General features: G+C 63.9%; 13 protein-coding genes and 1 pseudogene. 5 read left to right on the forward strand and 9 right to left on the reverse strand.

The window, feature by feature from the left end:
* Positions 1-231 precede the first annotated feature (231 nt).
* The 7 genes from NH14_RS21055 to NH14_RS21085 form a co-directional block, all read right to left on the reverse strand.
* The gene (locus tag NH14_RS21055) at positions 232-1,029 is read right to left on the reverse strand and encodes an ABC transporter ATP-binding protein (RefSeq protein ID WP_035529378.1); all 798 of its coding nucleotides are present in this window, start codon (positions 1,027-1,029) and stop codon (positions 232-234) included.
* A gap of 1 nt (position 1,030) precedes the next feature.
* Positions 1,031-2,404, reverse strand: a complete 1,374-nt coding sequence (locus NH14_RS21060; RefSeq protein ID WP_052148199.1) for an ABC transporter substrate-binding protein — start codon at positions 2,402-2,404, stop codon at positions 1,031-1,033.
* A gap of 54 nt (positions 2,405-2,458) precedes the next feature.
* Positions 2,459-3,493: a branched-chain amino acid ABC transporter permease gene (locus tag NH14_RS21065; protein ID WP_035529374.1), complete on the reverse strand. Its 1,035-nt coding sequence runs from the start codon at positions 3,491-3,493 to the stop codon at positions 2,459-2,461.
* 10 nt (positions 3,494-3,503) lie between these two features.
* Positions 3,504-4,385, reverse strand: a complete 882-nt coding sequence (locus NH14_RS21070; protein ID WP_035529372.1) for a branched-chain amino acid ABC transporter permease — start codon at positions 4,383-4,385, stop codon at positions 3,504-3,506.
* A 12-nt stretch (positions 4,386-4,397) separates the two neighbouring features.
* A complete protein-coding gene (locus tag NH14_RS21075; protein ID WP_035529370.1) occupies positions 4,398-5,177 on the reverse strand; it encodes an ABC transporter ATP-binding protein in 780 nt (259 codons plus the stop codon).
* 85 nt (positions 5,178-5,262) lie between these two features.
* A complete protein-coding gene (gene sfnG / locus NH14_RS21080) occupies positions 5,263-6,366 on the reverse strand; it encodes a dimethylsulfone monooxygenase SfnG (protein ID WP_035529367.1) in 1,104 nt (367 codons plus the stop codon).
* A gap of 25 nt (positions 6,367-6,391) precedes the next feature.
* Positions 6,392-6,604: a hypothetical protein gene (locus NH14_RS21085; RefSeq protein ID WP_035529365.1), complete on the reverse strand. Its 213-nt coding sequence runs from the start codon at positions 6,602-6,604 to the stop codon at positions 6,392-6,394.
* A 437-nt stretch (positions 6,605-7,041) separates the two neighbouring features.
* Between NH14_RS21085 and NH14_RS21090 the strand changes: the two genes are divergently transcribed.
* Together NH14_RS21090 and NH14_RS21095 are read left to right on the forward strand one after the other, a co-directional pair.
* Positions 7,042-8,268 carry an acyl-CoA dehydrogenase family protein gene (locus tag NH14_RS21090; RefSeq protein WP_052148198.1) on the forward strand — a complete coding sequence of 409 codons (1,227 nt, stop codon included), beginning with the start codon at positions 7,042-7,044 and terminating at the stop codon, positions 8,266-8,268.
* The gene (locus NH14_RS21095) at positions 8,265-9,365 is read left to right on the forward strand and encodes a sigma-54 interaction domain-containing protein (protein ID WP_035529360.1); all 1,101 of its coding nucleotides are present in this window, start codon (positions 8,265-8,267) and stop codon (positions 9,363-9,365) included. Before NH14_RS21090 ends, NH14_RS21095 begins: the two co-directional genes overlap by 4 nt.
* 33 nt (positions 9,366-9,398) lie before the next feature.
* Here the strand turns inward: NH14_RS21095 and NH14_RS21100 are convergent, their stop codons facing one another.
* Complete coding sequence (locus NH14_RS21100) at positions 9,399-10,667, reverse strand: acyl-CoA dehydrogenase family protein (RefSeq protein WP_052148197.1); 1,269 nt, start codon at positions 10,665-10,667, stop codon at positions 9,399-9,401.
* A gap of 509 nt (positions 10,668-11,176) precedes the next feature.
* On the opposite strand from NH14_RS21100, the gene NH14_RS21105 reads away from it, so the two are divergent.
* Genes NH14_RS21105 through NH14_RS21115 form a run of 3 tightly spaced genes read left to right on the forward strand, consistent with a single transcriptional unit; the run spans position 11,177 to position 13,405 of the window.
* Entirely contained in the window at positions 11,177-11,956 is a 780-nt protein-coding gene (locus tag NH14_RS21105; protein WP_035529358.1) for an amino acid ABC transporter substrate-binding protein, read from the forward strand.
* A 13-nt stretch (positions 11,957-11,969) separates the two neighbouring features.
* Positions 11,970-12,647 carry an amino acid ABC transporter permease gene (locus tag NH14_RS21110; protein WP_035529584.1) on the forward strand — a complete coding sequence of 226 codons (678 nt, stop codon included), beginning with the start codon at positions 11,970-11,972 and terminating at the stop codon, positions 12,645-12,647.
* Positions 12,647-13,405, forward strand: coding sequence for an amino acid ABC transporter ATP-binding protein (locus NH14_RS21115; protein ID WP_035529356.1), 759 nt, complete (start codon positions 12,647-12,649; stop codon positions 13,403-13,405). The genes NH14_RS21110 and NH14_RS21115 overlap by 1 nt, the downstream gene beginning before the upstream one ends.
* A 65-nt stretch (positions 13,406-13,470) precedes the next feature.
* On the opposite strand, the pseudogene NH14_RS33625 reads toward NH14_RS21115, so the two are convergent.
* Positions 13,471-13,602 (reverse strand): annotated as a pseudogene (locus NH14_RS33625) (LLM class flavin-dependent oxidoreductase); the annotation flags it as partial.
* Between the last annotated feature and the right edge of the window lie 214 nt (positions 13,603-13,816).

A 13,816-nucleotide genomic window follows, 5' to 3' on the forward strand; every position in this document is an offset into this window, starting at 1 on the left:
ACCAATTGTTTCCCGAATGTTTATGCGTTTTTCGAATTTGCCGCAAACCCTTGTTTTTGCTTTTTGTTTTTTATTCCCGGGATGTTTCGGCCGGAAGCCAGGGCAGATGCCTATGCTTCGCGTCTGCGTTACCAACAACATGCTGGCTATAAGGTGTTGGCAGGGCAACAGCCGGCATCGGGGCGACAGCGGATGCGGCCTATGCGCCCCGCCGTCGCAACCACTCTCGCCTCAGACAAACACGGCGTGACGCGCACGCCTGGCGCGCGAAGTGTAATCGGCGGGCTTGCCCCCGAGATACGCGTCGTGCAGCACATCGGACCGCTCGAGTTCGACCGCTGCGCCCTGTGCCACCACGCGCCCACCTTCGAGCACATAACCATGCTGCGCATAACGCAGCGCCATCGTCGCGTTCTGCTCGGCGAGCAGGAAACTCACGCCTTCATCGCGGTTGAGCGCGGCAACGGTCTCGAAGATTTCCTCGACCACCAGCGGCGCGATGCCCATCGACGGCTCGTCGAGCAGCACGAGCGAAGGACGCGCCATCAACGCCCGGCCGATCGCCACCATCTGCTGCTCGCCACCCGACGCCAACCCCGCCGGCGTCCGCCGTTTCTCCTTCAAACGCGGAAAGATCGCGTAGATCCGCTCGAGGTCCGCCTCGATCTGAGCGCGCCGCGGCCGCCGCGCGAACGACCCGATCCGCAGGTTTTCCTCGACCGAGAGATGCGCAAAGCAGCGCCGCCCTTCGAGCACCTGCGCCAGCCCGTGCTCGACCAGCGTCCAGGGCTCGACGCGCGTGACATCCTCGCCGCGAAACGCTATGCGTCCTGCGGTCAGTTCGCCGCGTTCGGCGCGCACGAGGCTCGAGATCGCCCTGAGCGTCGTCGTCTTGCCCGCGCCGTTGCCGCCGAGCAGCGCGACGATCGCACCCTCGGGCACCGCCAGCGACACCCCGCGCAAGGCGGGGACGATCTGGCTGTAGGTCACTGCGATCTCATCGACCTGCAGGATCGGGATGCTCACCATGTCAGAGGTCCTTGCTGCAATCGCGCGGCGTAAGGCCCTTTTCCTTCGCGTATGACAGGGCCGACTTTTCGATGATCGGACGCAGCAGCGCGCGATCGGCCTGCACCCAGTTGCTGATCACGTTCCACTTCTGGCCGTCCCATTGCTGGAAGCGCACGGCGCCGCCGCCTTCGTGGTCTGCGCAGGTCAGCTTGAGTGGCTGGACGAGGCCGAGTGCGCCGAGCTGCTTGAGGCGTGCATCGTCGAGATCCAGATGCTCGAAGCCCCAACGCACCTGTTCACCCGTCAGCGGCTTGTTGCCGAACTTGCGCTGGGCGACGCGCACCGCTTCGACGTTCAGGATGCCGTTCACCACGCCCAGGTTGTAATAGACCGTGCCAAAGCGCGCGGGGTCCTTGAGGTTGCCGTTACCCGGCTTGACCACGTACTGGTTGATCGCCTGCAGCACCGGGTAGTCCGTGCCCGAGGGGTGCGTCGTGATCGAGATGAAGCCCTTGGCCGCGTCGCCCGCCGGACGCACGTCTTCCTCAGAGTTGCTCCAGATGTTGCCGATGATGTGGTCGACCGGATAGCCAACCTTCTGCGCGGTCTTGATCGCCACCGGGTTCATCACGCCCCAGCCGCGCAGAATCACCCAGTCGGGATTGATCTGGTGAATCTTCAGCCACTGCGAGCCCTGTTCGTTGCCGGGGTGCGGAACCTCGATCTGGGTCACGTCGAAACCGTACTTCTTCGCGAGCAGGTCAACGACAGGAATCGTCTCGCGTCCGTACGGAGAACCGTGATACAGCACGACGATCTTCTTGCCCTTGAGTGCGGCCAGGCCGCCCGAGCGTTGCCCAATGTAGTTGACGATCGCCGAGACCTCGCTGTACGGATTCAGCTGCAGCGGGAACACATAGGGGAACACCGCCCCGTCGGTCGAATCGGTACGGCCGTGGTTGATCGTGATGAGCGGAATCTTGTCGGCCGTCGAACGGTCGAGCGTCGCGTAGGCGATGCCGACCGACAACGGGTTCGTGGCCGCCGTAGGTGCGCCGCCGGGACCGCCGCTCTTCAGGCGCTCATAGCACTCGACGCCCTTCTCCACGACGTATTCGGTCTCGCACTCCTTCCATACGAGCTTCACGCCGTTGACGCCGCCGTCGCGCGCGTTGATCAGCTGGAGATAGTCGATGAAGCCGCCGAAGAAGCCGCTGCCGCCAGCCGCATAAGGGCCGACGCGGTAGCTTTGCAGCGGAAAATATTCCTCTCCGGCGGCATGCGCCTGAGGCAAGGCACTGACCGTCAGTGCAAGCGCGGCCACGAAAGCCGAGGACCATTTTCCCCACTTCGTACGAAGTGCACGAGCGAGATCAACATCATTATTTTGCATAACAAAATATTCCATGAATTATAAAAGCACCAAAGAAACAGAAAAACGAACAGATCAGGATTGCTTCGTCCGGCGTTGACGAGCGATCAGCACGAGTCGCGCGAGGCCTTCGGGTTCCTTGATCAGAAAGACGATGATCAGCGTGCCGAAGACGATCTTCTGCAGGTTCTGCATCTGGTCCGCGCCCATGCCCACCTGCGCCAGCGCACCCGCCGCGTTCGACAACAGGATCGGCAGCAGCACGATGAAGGCCGCGCCCAGCAAGTTGCCCGAGATACTGCCCATGCCGCCGATGATGATGATGAAGAGCACCTGAAACGAGACGTTCAAGTTGAAGCCATCGGGTTCGATCGTGCCGAGATAGGCGAAAGCCCACAGCGCGCCCGAGATACCGAGCACGAAGGAGCTCAGCGCGAAGGCCAGCAGCTTGCTGCGCCCCACCGGAATGCCGATAACGCGCGCGGCGGCCTCCATGTCGCGCACGGCCATCCAGCGCCGGCCCAGTTCGCTGCGCACGAGGCTCGCGCCGAATGCGAACAGCACGGTTGCAACACCGAGCACGAACAGGTAGCGCGACACCGGCGTGTCAATGCGCCAGTGGCCGATCGCGAGTTGCGGCGCGCTCAGCACGCCCGAGGTGTCGTAGTTCGAGAACCAGCCCACCCGCGTAAACAGCCAGACCACGAAGAACTGTGCAGCGAGCGTCGAGACGATCAGATAGAAGCCCTTGATACGCAGGCTCGGCAGGCCGAACAACACGCCGGCCCCGGCGCTGATCAAGCCGCCGAGAAGCAGGTCGACCGGCAGCGGCAGCGCGGGTACGCGCACGAGCAGGTTATAAGTCGCATAGGCGCCGATCGACATGAACGCGGCCGAGCCGAGCGACAACTGCCCCGCATAGCCGGTCAGGAAATTCAGGCCGAGTCCGGCGACGGACAGGATCAGGAACGGCACGAGGATCGCGTTCAGCCAGTAGTCGTTCGCCACAAGCGGCACGCACGCGAACGCGACGAGCGCGGCCGCAAGCGGCGCGGCCAGCTGGCGGAGGTTCAGGCGGCGCGGTTCGGCAAGGGTACGGGTCAATTCCATCAGTGTTTCCTCAAACGCGCTCGACCGACGCCTCGCCGAACAGGCCGGACGGGCGCACGAGCAGGAATAGCATCGCAAGCAGATAGGGGAACCAGTTCTCGATCCCGTCGCCGATCACCGTTCCGCCATAGACCTCGGCCAGCTTTTCCGTTGCACCGACCAGCAGGCCACCAGCAATTGCGCCGCCGATCGACGAGAAGCCGCCGATGATCAGCACCGGCAACGCCTTGAGCACGACAAGCGAGAGCGAAAATTGCACGCCGAGGCGCGCGCCCCAGAGCAGACCCGCGACCAGGCTGACGAAGCCCGCCAGCGCCCAGACGATCGCCCAGATGCGCGGCAGCCGCACGCCGACCGCGAACGCGGCAAGCGGATCGTCGGCCACGGCACGCAGCGAGAGGCCGAAGCGCGAGCGCCTGGCAAGCTGCGAGAGCACGAGCACCAGCACGCCCGCGGTCGCCGCCGCGAACAGGTCGAAGCGGCTGACCATCACACCGGCCAGGTGCAGCGGCCGGTCGTCGATGCCGAGATCGAGCCCGTGCACCTGCGCGCCCCAGAAGAGCTGCGCCGCGCCTTCGAGAATCAGGCTCAGGCCGAGGGTGGCCATGAACAGCACGATCGGCGCCCGATTGACGAGCGGGCGCAGCACGAAGCGGCCCGTCGCGATAGCGATCAGCACGAGCGCGGCCAGCGTCGCGCCGAACGAAAGCCACGGGTTCCAGCCGCGCTCGACGAGGCTGACGTAGGTCAGCGCACCGAACAGCACGAGCGAGCCCTGCGCGAAGTTGAAAATGCCCGACGCCTTATAGATCAGCACGAAGCCGATCGCGACCAGCGAATACATCACGCCGGCGAGCAGCCCGCCCACCAGCACCTCGATAAAGAATCCCATGTTCGCGCTCCTTCAGTGACGTGTGCCGAGATAGGCAGCCAGCACGTCCGGATTCGTGCGCACTTCGTCGGGCCTGCCATCGGCGATTTTCTTGCCGTAATCGAGCACCACCACGTGATCGGACAGACCCATCACCACGCCGATGTCGTGCTCGATCAGCACGACTGTGACGCCGAGATGCGCGTTGGCGTCCAGCACGTACCCGGCCATCGCGTGCTTCTCCTCGGCGTTCATGCCGGCCATGGGCTCGTCGAGCAGCAGCAGGCGCGGTTCCGCGGCCAGCGCGCGCGCCAGCTCGACCCGCTTCTGCAACCCGTAGGACAAGGTGCCCACTACGCTGTCGCGCCACGGCTGCAAATCCAGCGCTTCAATCACGCGTTGCGCCCGCTCACGCTGTTCGGCTTCGTCGCGTGCAGCCCGGCCCACGTGCAGCGTCTGCTCGAGCCAGGTACTGCGACGATGCAAGTTGCGACCGGTCAGAACGTTCTCGAACACGCTCATGCGGCGGAACAGCGCCAGGTTCTGGAAGGTGCGCCCGATACCGCGATGCGCAGCGTCGTGCGCGTCCATGCGCCGGTAGGCATGGCCATCGAAGCGCAGCGTGCCGTGCTGCGGACGATATACGCCATTGATCACGTTCAGCAGCGAACTCTTGCCCGCGCCATTCGGGCCGATCAGCGCGCAAATCTCGCCCGCGGCGACTTCGAAACTGATATCGGTAATGGCCTTGACGCCCCCGAACGACACGGAAATGCCGTCGAGCGCGAGCAGGGCCGTCGAGGCTTGCGTCATGCTGATTCACCTTTGGGGTGCCGTTGTGGTTTTCCATGCGGCCGGGTCTGCTCGCGCGCCCGGCCGCGCTCCGCCGCCGCTTGCGTCAGGCGGCCTGCTTCTGCCGCTGCGCTTCCAGCTCGCGCACGAGCGGCAGCACCTTCTCGCCGAAATACTCGACTTCCTCGATGAAATGCAGGAAGCCGGTCAGCACGAGATCGACGCCGATCGACTTGAGTTCGACGATGCGCTCCGCAATTTGCTGCGGCGTGCCGATCAGGTTCGTGCGGAAGCCGTCGTTGTACTGGACGAGATCCTCGAAGGTCGACTTGGCCCAGTTGCCCTCGCCTTCCGGCGACGCCTTGCCGGCTTCCTTGACCGCGTCGCCGAACGCGTGCACGGCTTCGACGTGTGCGTGCTTGATGATGTCGTCGAGCACGGCCTTCGCTTCCTCTTCCGTGTCGCGCGCGATCACGAAAGCATTCACGCCGATGCGCACCTGGTGATTATTCTGCGCTGCCTTCGCGCGGATATCGTCGATCTGCGCCTTGAGATTCTCGGGCGTGTTGCCGTTCGTGAAGTACCAATCCGATACGCTCGCCGCGTTGTCGCGCGCCGCGCGCGAGCTGCCGCCCTGGAAGATCTCCGGATGGGGCTTCTGCACCGGCTTAGGACTCAACGTGTAGTTGTTGAAGCGATAGAAGTCGCCCTTGAACGTGAAGTTGTCCTCGGTCCAGATGCCCTTGAGCGCGCGGATGAATTCGTTCGAGCGGCGATATCGCTCGTCGTGTTCGAGCCACGGCTCGCCAATCCCGGTGAACTCGCCCTTGAACCAGCCGCTGACCACGTTGATCGCAATGCGGCCGTTCGAGATGTGATCGATGGTGGCGATCTGCTTGGCGACCACGGCCGGATGCCACGGCCCCGGCAGGATCGCCGCGAGCACCTTGAGCTTCGTGGTCGATTGCAGCAGCGCCTGGCTGAACGATACCGACTCGTGCTGATACTCGGCGCCATAGCCGGCCGTGAAGCGGATCTGGCTCAACGCGTACTCGAAGCCCGCGCGCTCCGCGGCCTGCGCGAGACGCTGGTTGTAGTCGAGGCTCCAGTCAGTACGTTGCTCGATCGTGCTGACGACGAGGCCGCCGCTTACGTTCGGCACCCAGTAGGCGAATTTGACGGCGTCGTTGGTGTGGGAAGTCTGGCTCATTGAAGGTTCCTCGATAACGGTGAATTCAGGCGGCAAGCGCCGCGGTGACGTTTTCCGCGCGTGCACGCAATTGCGGCGTGGCGCGTTCGACGGAAAGCGCGATGCGGGGCCGCAAGGCCTCGCTCGCGATCTCGTAGCGATCGAAATCGCTTTCTGATGCATAGACGTCGATCGGCAGCGTGCGCGACGGTCGCTGCAAGCTGCCCGACACTGCCATGATCTTGTGTTTCTTGCTCATAAGGATTCCTTCTTGAATCAAGACGTGTTTGAACGGTCCCGTCATGAGCTAAAGGCAAAGACCGTGCCAAATCGCGAGAACCGACCGCTCATGGCAAAACGGCTGGCATAGCAGCGGTTTTCGTCGTCAAGCGGCCTTCCGGGAAGCGAAACTGCACCTGATAAGCACATCCCGACGACGCTCGGATCGATATGCCGGGATGTGCTGAAGCACCGGCAACAGTGCTGCTTGTTCACTGCTGCCCACGCAGCAGTGCTGGTTCATCACATGAATGGAACGACGCAAGACGCATGGCTTCGCGTCGCGTTGCTGCTAGCGCAGCAGGCTGATTAGGTTATGAGAATTGCTTGCTTCTCTCGCCGCCCAAAACCCTCGACACTGTGCTGACCCTGCAGCACGCCCGCGCGTGCGGTGCTGCTTCACCCGAACCCACTGCAATGGCATCCATTTCTCTATCGTTGCCGCTGACCGAGACGCCAGAGCCCATCGGGCCCGACCTGCCGGACGCGTCGCCGCTGAGCATCGCCCGGCGTCTTGCCAAACGCTTCGCGCAAACCGCTGCGGAGCGCGACGCGCGCGGCGGCACGCCGAAAGCGGAACGCGACGCCCTGCGCGCAAGCGGCCTGCTCGCATTGAGCATCCCCACCGTGCATGGCGGACTCGGCGCGACCTGGCGCACGACGCTCGACGTCGTGCGCACGCTTGCGCGCGCCGACAGTTCGCTCGCGCACGTGTTCGGCTTCCGTCACCTGATGCTGGCCACGGTTCGCTTGTTCGGCTCACCCGCGCAATGGCAGGCGCTGTTCGAACAAACTTCGCGGCACCGGTGGTTCTGGGGCAATGCGCTCAATCCGCTCGACGAACGCACCATTGGCCATGCGCGTGACGCGTGGTTCGAATTCAGCGGGCAGAAGAGCTTCTGCTCGGGCGCACTCGACTCGGAAATGCTGATCGTCTGCGCGCGGCACGCGGAAACGCGCGCTTATCTCGTTGCCGCCGTGCCAACCCAGCGAAGCGGCATCTCGATCGCGGACGACTGGAACAATTTCGGCCAGCGCCAGACCGACAGCGGCTCGGTCACGCTCGAACAGGTCCGTGTCGAGCACCACGAACTGCTCGCGGACCCGGGTCCCTTCTCGTCGCCGTTCGCGGGGCTGCGGCCGCTCATCGCGCAACTGATCCTGACGAACATCTACCTCGGCATTGCCGAGGCGGCGTTCGACGATGCGCGTCATTACACGCTCAACGAGGCGCGGCCCTGGCCCGCCTCGAAGGTGGCGAGCACCGGCGAGGACCCCTACATCCTGAGCCAGTACGGCGAGTTCTGGCTCGGACTGGAAGCCGCACGCGCGCTCGCGGACCGGGCCGCCGCCGGGCTGGACAAGGCATGGTCGCGCGGCACCCGGCTCGCGGCGAACGAACGCGGCGAGGTGGCGCTGACGGTTGCGAGCGCGAAGGTCGCTGCCGCCCAAACGGGTCACGACATCTGTACCCGCATGTTCGATGTCACCGGTGCTCGCGCGACCCATGGCGAGCTGCGGCTCGACCGCCACTGGCGCAATTTGCGCACCCATACGCTGCATGATCCACTCGCCTACAAGATCCGCGAGATCGGCGAGTGGGCGCTCAACCGAACCTATCCCACGCCGAGCTTCTACTCATGAACCACACGCTCCCCCACGCATGGTCCGCCGATGCCGAAGCCGACCGCCACGTCCCCCTCCTCACCTTGCCGAACAAGCATTCGCTGACCACCTCGATCCGCGCACGCGCGCAGGTGTTCGTCGATCCGCGTTCACTCGACCTGCTTGAGCGCATCCAGCTGGTCGCGCCGAGCGACGCGAACATCCTGATCATCGGCGAGACCGGCACCGGCAAGGAACTGGTGGCGCGCCACGTGCACAGCCTGAGCGAGCGGCGCGACAAGCCGTTCGTCGCCGTCAACTGCGGCGCGTTCTCTGAAACGCTAGTCGAAAGCGAACTGTTCGGGCACGAGAAAGGCGCCTTCACCGGCGCGTTCAACGCCAAGCCGGGCTGGTTCGAAGCGGCCAATGGCGGCACGCTGTTCCTCGACGAGATTGGCGACTTGCCGCTCTCGATGCAGGTAAAGCTGCTGCGCGTGCTGCAGGAGCGCGAGGTCGTGCGGCTCGGTTCCCGCAGCGGCATCCCGATCGACGTGCGCGTCGTGGCGGCGACGAACGTGCATCTGCAGCACGCTGTGGCAGCCGGTCATTTCCGCAGTGACCTCTTCTACCGGCTCAACGTGGTGCAACTCGCGATTCCAACGCTGCGCGAGCGTCCCGGCGACATCCTTCCGCTCGCCCGCTACTTCATCGAGGACTACCGCAGCCGACTCGGTTACGGGCCCGGCGCGATCTCACCGCGCGCCGAACAAAAGCTGCTCGCGTACAGCTGGCCTGGCAACATTCGGGAACTCGAGAACGTGATCCATCATGCGTTGCTGGTGAGTCGCCACGACGCCCTGCAGGACTGCGACCTGCACCTGTTCTCGTCCGGCATCGCGGCCCCGGCTGTCGCAAGCGCGCCGAGCGGTCCGCATCATGCACTCGAATCCGCCCTGCTCGAACTCTTCAACGGCGAGCACGAGAATCTCTTCGAGCAGATCGAGGACATGGTGATGCGCACGGCGTTCGAGTACAGCCACCGCAACCAGATTCAGGCAGCGAAGCTGCTCGGGATCAGCCGCAATGTCTTGCGTGCGCGGCTGATCCGCACGAAGGAAATCGCAGCGCTGAAATAGCGCCGTCCGCTGGACGGCGCAGCACTGCCTCGCTCAGGCCGCCTTCTGCGCCACCGCGGGACCGGCGCCGATCGCCCAGACATAGGGCGGCTCGGTGCCGTTGATTTCGCGGTCGCCAACGATGCGCTCCTTGAACACGACCGGATTATGCGAGGCCGCCGTGCGGGCGTTGCGCCAGTGGCGGTCGAGACGCTTCTGCTCGCTCGTGCCCGATGCGCCGAGCGCGTTGAACAGCAGCGTGGTCGCGCGCAGCACGAGATCGGCAATCGCGCTCTGGCCGCGCGCGGAGTCCAGTTCGGCGTCGACATTCGCAGCATGTTCGGCCTGCTCGTTGCCGCCGAAACGCGCTTCATACGCGCGCTGTGAAGCCTGCGCCGCGCGCACGGCCGCGGCCTCGGCCGCGAATACGAGCGACGAGACCTGCCCCACGACCTGTTGAATCTGCGCGTCCTGCGCGAAGGACGGAGCATTGCCGTGGCTGAAGATGCGCCGGCGCAAACGCACCTCCTGCGAGATGTCCCGCAGCGCGGCGCGACCCGTGCCCACGAGCACGGCCAGCAGCACTAGCTGGTAGAACGCGGTCTGATATTTGAAGCGCGTCGAAAAATCGATGATGTCGATCTCGTCCACCTCGGCCGACACGAACGTGGTCGTACCGCTGCCCGTTGTACGCTGGCCGAAACCGTCCCAGTCGTCGCGATGCGTCACGCCGGGCTGCCTTGCCCGTACGGCCGCGATGACGTCTTCGCCCGTGTCATCGCGACGCGCAAATACATCAATCCAGTCGGCGAAGATGCTGCCCGTACTGTAGTACTTCTCGCCGTTGACGACCCAGCGTTCGCCGTCACGCGACACGCGAGTGATCACATCGCCGATCTCTACGCTGCCGACCTCGGTCCAGGCATTGCCGACCAGTTCGCCCGCTACGAAGCGCTTGAACCAGACATCGCGAGCCGGCCCCGGCTCGGCATTGAGCCGATCCTCCACGAACGCGAAGTGGCCGCGCAGCGCCTGTGGGAGGTTCGAGTCCGCCTCGGCCAGTTCGATGAGAAGTTCAATCAACTGCGGCAGTGAAGCCCCCGCGCCACCAAGCTCGAGCGGCACACGCACCGCGCCGAACCCAGCGGCCTTGAGCCATTCGATCTGTTCATGAGGCAGCCTGCGATCCCTTTCACGTTCCAGAACCCCCTCCGCAATGCGAGCGAAGATAGGCCGAAACCTTGAGGCAAGGCGCTCGTAATCCGTACCGAGAGATAAAGCGGGCGTAACGGTCCCCGTGCTGGCGAGATTCAAAGCGGTCATATGTGCTCCAGATATCAGCTTGATTGGCGGCTCGCGATCGAGCTCGTTCTTTATCTATTAAGCAGAAGCCATGCCAATCGTCCGTTGGAGAGCAGGCGTGCACGTGGCCAGTCAGCCGCCGCCCAGGCTGCTGGCTCAGCAACACCTGGCTGCTGATTCACTGCCCGATGTCCAGCAGTGCGAGGGGCGACACGTGTCGCTATGCGCGTCTGAGCGAGGGGAATCGCAGTGATGATAAGCAACCCAAAACAAATGCGTCAGTCATAGATGGGCGCACTTCTATACTCGTCGCGTCGAGTGGCCGCGTACCCGGCCCGGCTCCTGATCCACGTGCGCGCCGATCGCCGTATTCCTTCGTGGCGTGTCCGTTATGTCATATCCGTCGTTATATTCCACCCGGGCATATGCATAGCGAATGTGTCTGTTTGGCAGTCACATTCGCAGCCAGTAGAATCCGTCGACTCACCTTTGATGCCGCCAACGAAACGCTCACCGAGAATATTTCAATCATGAAAGTCATCCGCTCCGCTCTTCTTGCCGCCCTGCTATCGGTCGTTGCCGCGGCGCCAGCCCTTGCTGCCGACGAGCTCGCGCAGGTCAAGTCGTCCGGCGTGTTCCGTGTCGGCACTGAAGGCACCTACGCGCCGTTCACTTACCACGACGAAGCGGGCAAGCTGACCGGCTTCGACGTCGATATCGCCACAGCGATCGCACATCGGCTTGGCGTGAAGCCGCAGTTCGTCGAAGGCAAGTGGGATGGCCTGATCGCCGGCCTCGACGTCAATCGCTACGACGCCGTGATCAACGAGGTTTCGATCACCGACGCGCGCAAGGTCAAGTATGATTTTTCGACGCCGTATATCTCGACGCATGCCGTTCTGATCGTGCGCTCGGACAACACGAACATTCATTCCTTCGACGACCTGAAGGGCAAGAAGTCCGCCAACACGCTGACCAGCAACTTCGGCAAGCTCGCCGCGTCGCATGGTGCTGACGTCGTGCCGGTTCAGGGCTTTAACGAATCGATCGATCTGCTGACATCGGGCCGCGTCGACGCGACCGTCAACGACTCGCTCTCGTTCCTCGACTTCCAGAAGCACAAGCCGGACGCGAAGCTCAAGATCGCCGCCATCGACACGTCTTCCGACGACGATCAGTCGGGCGTGCTGCTGCGCAAGGGCAACCCCGAACTGGTCAAGGCCGTCAACAAGGCGCTCGCCGACATCAAGGCCGACGGCACCTACGCGAAAATCTCGCAAAAGTATTTCGGCAAAGACGTTTCACAATAAGGCGAACTGAATGATGCCGCCATGGCTGCATTTGATGGTGCAATCGTTGTGGCCACTGCTTTACGCGGGACTGGTCTTTACGGTCCCGCTCACGCTGGCTTCGTTTGCGATCGGCATGGTGCTCGCGTTTGTCGCGGCACTCGTGCGCCTCTTCGGACAACGCTGGGCCGTCGCGGCCGTGCGTTTCTATATCTGGCTCTTTCGCGGCTCGCCGCTGCTCGTGCAGCTGTTCGTCATCTTCTACGGCTTGCCCAACGTGGGCATCGTGCTCGATCCGTTGACGGCAGCGATCATCGGCTTTTCTCTCAACGTCGGCGCCTATAACGCGGAAGTCATTCGCGGCGTAATCGAGTCGATCCCGCGCGGTCAGTGGGAAGCCGCCTATTCGATGAACATGACGCGCGCGCAGGCGCTGCGCCGCGCCATCCTGCCGCAAGCGATCCGCGTGGCGTTGCCCGCGCTCTCGAACTCGTTCATCTCGCTCGTGAAGGACACATCCCTCGCGGCCGTTCTGACCGTGCCGGAAATCTTCCAGGCTGCACAACGCATCGCCGCCGTGACCTACGAACCCCTGATTCTCTATACCGAGGCCGCCCTGATCTATCTCGTGTTCAGCTCCGTGCTCTCGCAGGCTCAAGGGCGCCTCGAGGCGCGCTATGGCCGCCATGCCTCGTTCTCGGCGGGACGCTGATGATCCGCATTGAAAGTGTCCACAAGTCGTTCGGTGACCACGAGGTGCTCGCGGCCATCGACCTGACGCTCAAAGCGGGCAGCGTGACCGCGCTCATCGGGCCGTCGGGCAGTGGCAAGAGCACGCTGCTTCGCTGCATCAATCTGCTCGAAATGCCCGACTCCGGCACGCTGAGCGTGGGCGACGCGCGCGTCGAATTCGGCCTGGGCCGGCAGCTTCCTCACGCCGAAATCGCATCGGTGCGCCGCCATACCGGCATGGTGTTCCAGAACTTCCAGTTGTTCCCCCACCTGAGCGTCATCGAGAACGTGATGGAAGGCCTCTTCACGGTCCTGAAATGGGAAAAGGAACGGGCGCGCGAGCGCGCCGCCGCGCTGCTCGCCAAAGTGGGCATTGCCCAGAAGGCCGACGCGTGGCCGTCCGCGCTGTCGGGCGGTCAGCAGCAACGCGTGGCGATTGCGCGCGCGCTTGCGCCCTCGCCCCAGGTGCTGCTCTGCGACGAGCCGACTTCGGCGCTCGACCCCGAACTCTCCGCCGAAGTGGTTGACGTGCTGAGGCAGCTCGCGCTGGAGGGTACGACCATGCTGATGGCAACGCACGACTTGCGGCTCGCGGCTTCCGTGGCGCACGACGCTGTTTTCCTCAAGGACGGCGCGATCGTTGAAGCCGGCCCGTCGCATGAAATCTTCGCGCGTCCGCGCGATGCACGCACGGCGCGCTTCGTGTCCACGCTCACCCAGGCGCTGCCCTCGTTCTAAGCCCACATAAAAAGCGCCGCAGCCGCGGCGCGCTCAAGCGGCTCAATGCACCTTGGGCAAACCGTGCTGCCCGCTTTCACCAGCCATTGCACCATCTCGTCTGCGATCGAGCGCGGCGTGCCGACCATTTGCAGGCGCGAGTAACCACCCACGCGCTGCGCGAGCTGGCGAATCGTAAAGCCCTCGTCGCGGGCCCAGGCCGAATGCGAGTGCGGATGGAAAGCCCAGTATAGGAAACCCGCCCCGCGCTCCAATAACGAATTGGCTGATGGATATCTCGCGGACCCGGCTCTGAATATGGCGGTTGCGCGGCTCGTGGATTTCGGACGCGGCGATGGAAGGGATGAGTGCGCGAGCCGCAGGGCGACTCGCGCGATAACGAGAAATCGCGGGGCACGTGGCCCCCGCGAA

Origin of the sequence: Paraburkholderia sacchari, from assembly GCF_000785435.2 — a bacterium.
GTDB lineage: Bacteria > Pseudomonadota > Gammaproteobacteria > Burkholderiales > Burkholderiaceae > Paraburkholderia > Paraburkholderia sacchari.

Excerpts from the sequence above, each read along its gene's own strand:
- NH14_RS21055 (WP_035529378.1), bottom strand. The coding sequence starts at position 1,029 with ATGGTGAGCATCCCGATCCTGCAGGTCGATGAGATCGCAGTGACCTAC.
- NH14_RS21060 (WP_052148199.1), bottom strand. The coding sequence starts at position 2,404 with ATGCAAAATAATGATGTTGATCTCGCTCGTGCACTTCGTACGAAGTGG.
- NH14_RS21065 (WP_035529374.1), bottom strand. The coding sequence starts at position 3,493 with ATGGAATTGACCCGTACCCTTGCCGAACCGCGCCGCCTGAACCTCCGC.
- NH14_RS21070 (WP_035529372.1), bottom strand. The coding sequence starts at position 4,385 with ATGGGATTCTTTATCGAGGTGCTGGTGGGCGGGCTGCTCGCCGGCGTG.
- NH14_RS21075 (WP_035529370.1), bottom strand. The coding sequence starts at position 5,177 with ATGACGCAAGCCTCGACGGCCCTGCTCGCGCTCGACGGCATTTCCGTG.
- sfnG (WP_035529367.1), bottom strand. The coding sequence starts at position 6,366 with ATGAGCCAGACTTCCCACACCAACGACGCCGTCAAATTCGCCTACTGG.
- NH14_RS21085 (WP_035529365.1), bottom strand. The coding sequence starts at position 6,604 with ATGAGCAAGAAACACAAGATCATGGCAGTGTCGGGCAGCTTGCAGCGA.
- NH14_RS21090 (WP_052148198.1), top strand. The coding sequence starts at position 7,042 with ATGGCATCCATTTCTCTATCGTTGCCGCTGACCGAGACGCCAGAGCCC.
- NH14_RS21095 (WP_035529360.1), top strand. The coding sequence starts at position 8,265 with ATGAACCACACGCTCCCCCACGCATGGTCCGCCGATGCCGAAGCCGAC.
- NH14_RS21100 (WP_052148197.1), bottom strand. The coding sequence starts at position 10,667 with ATGACCGCTTTGAATCTCGCCAGCACGGGGACCGTTACGCCCGCTTTA.
- NH14_RS21105 (WP_035529358.1), top strand. The coding sequence starts at position 11,177 with ATGAAAGTCATCCGCTCCGCTCTTCTTGCCGCCCTGCTATCGGTCGTT.
- NH14_RS21110 (WP_035529584.1), top strand. The coding sequence starts at position 11,970 with ATGCCGCCATGGCTGCATTTGATGGTGCAATCGTTGTGGCCACTGCTT.
- NH14_RS21115 (WP_035529356.1), top strand. The coding sequence starts at position 12,647 with ATGATCCGCATTGAAAGTGTCCACAAGTCGTTCGGTGACCACGAGGTG.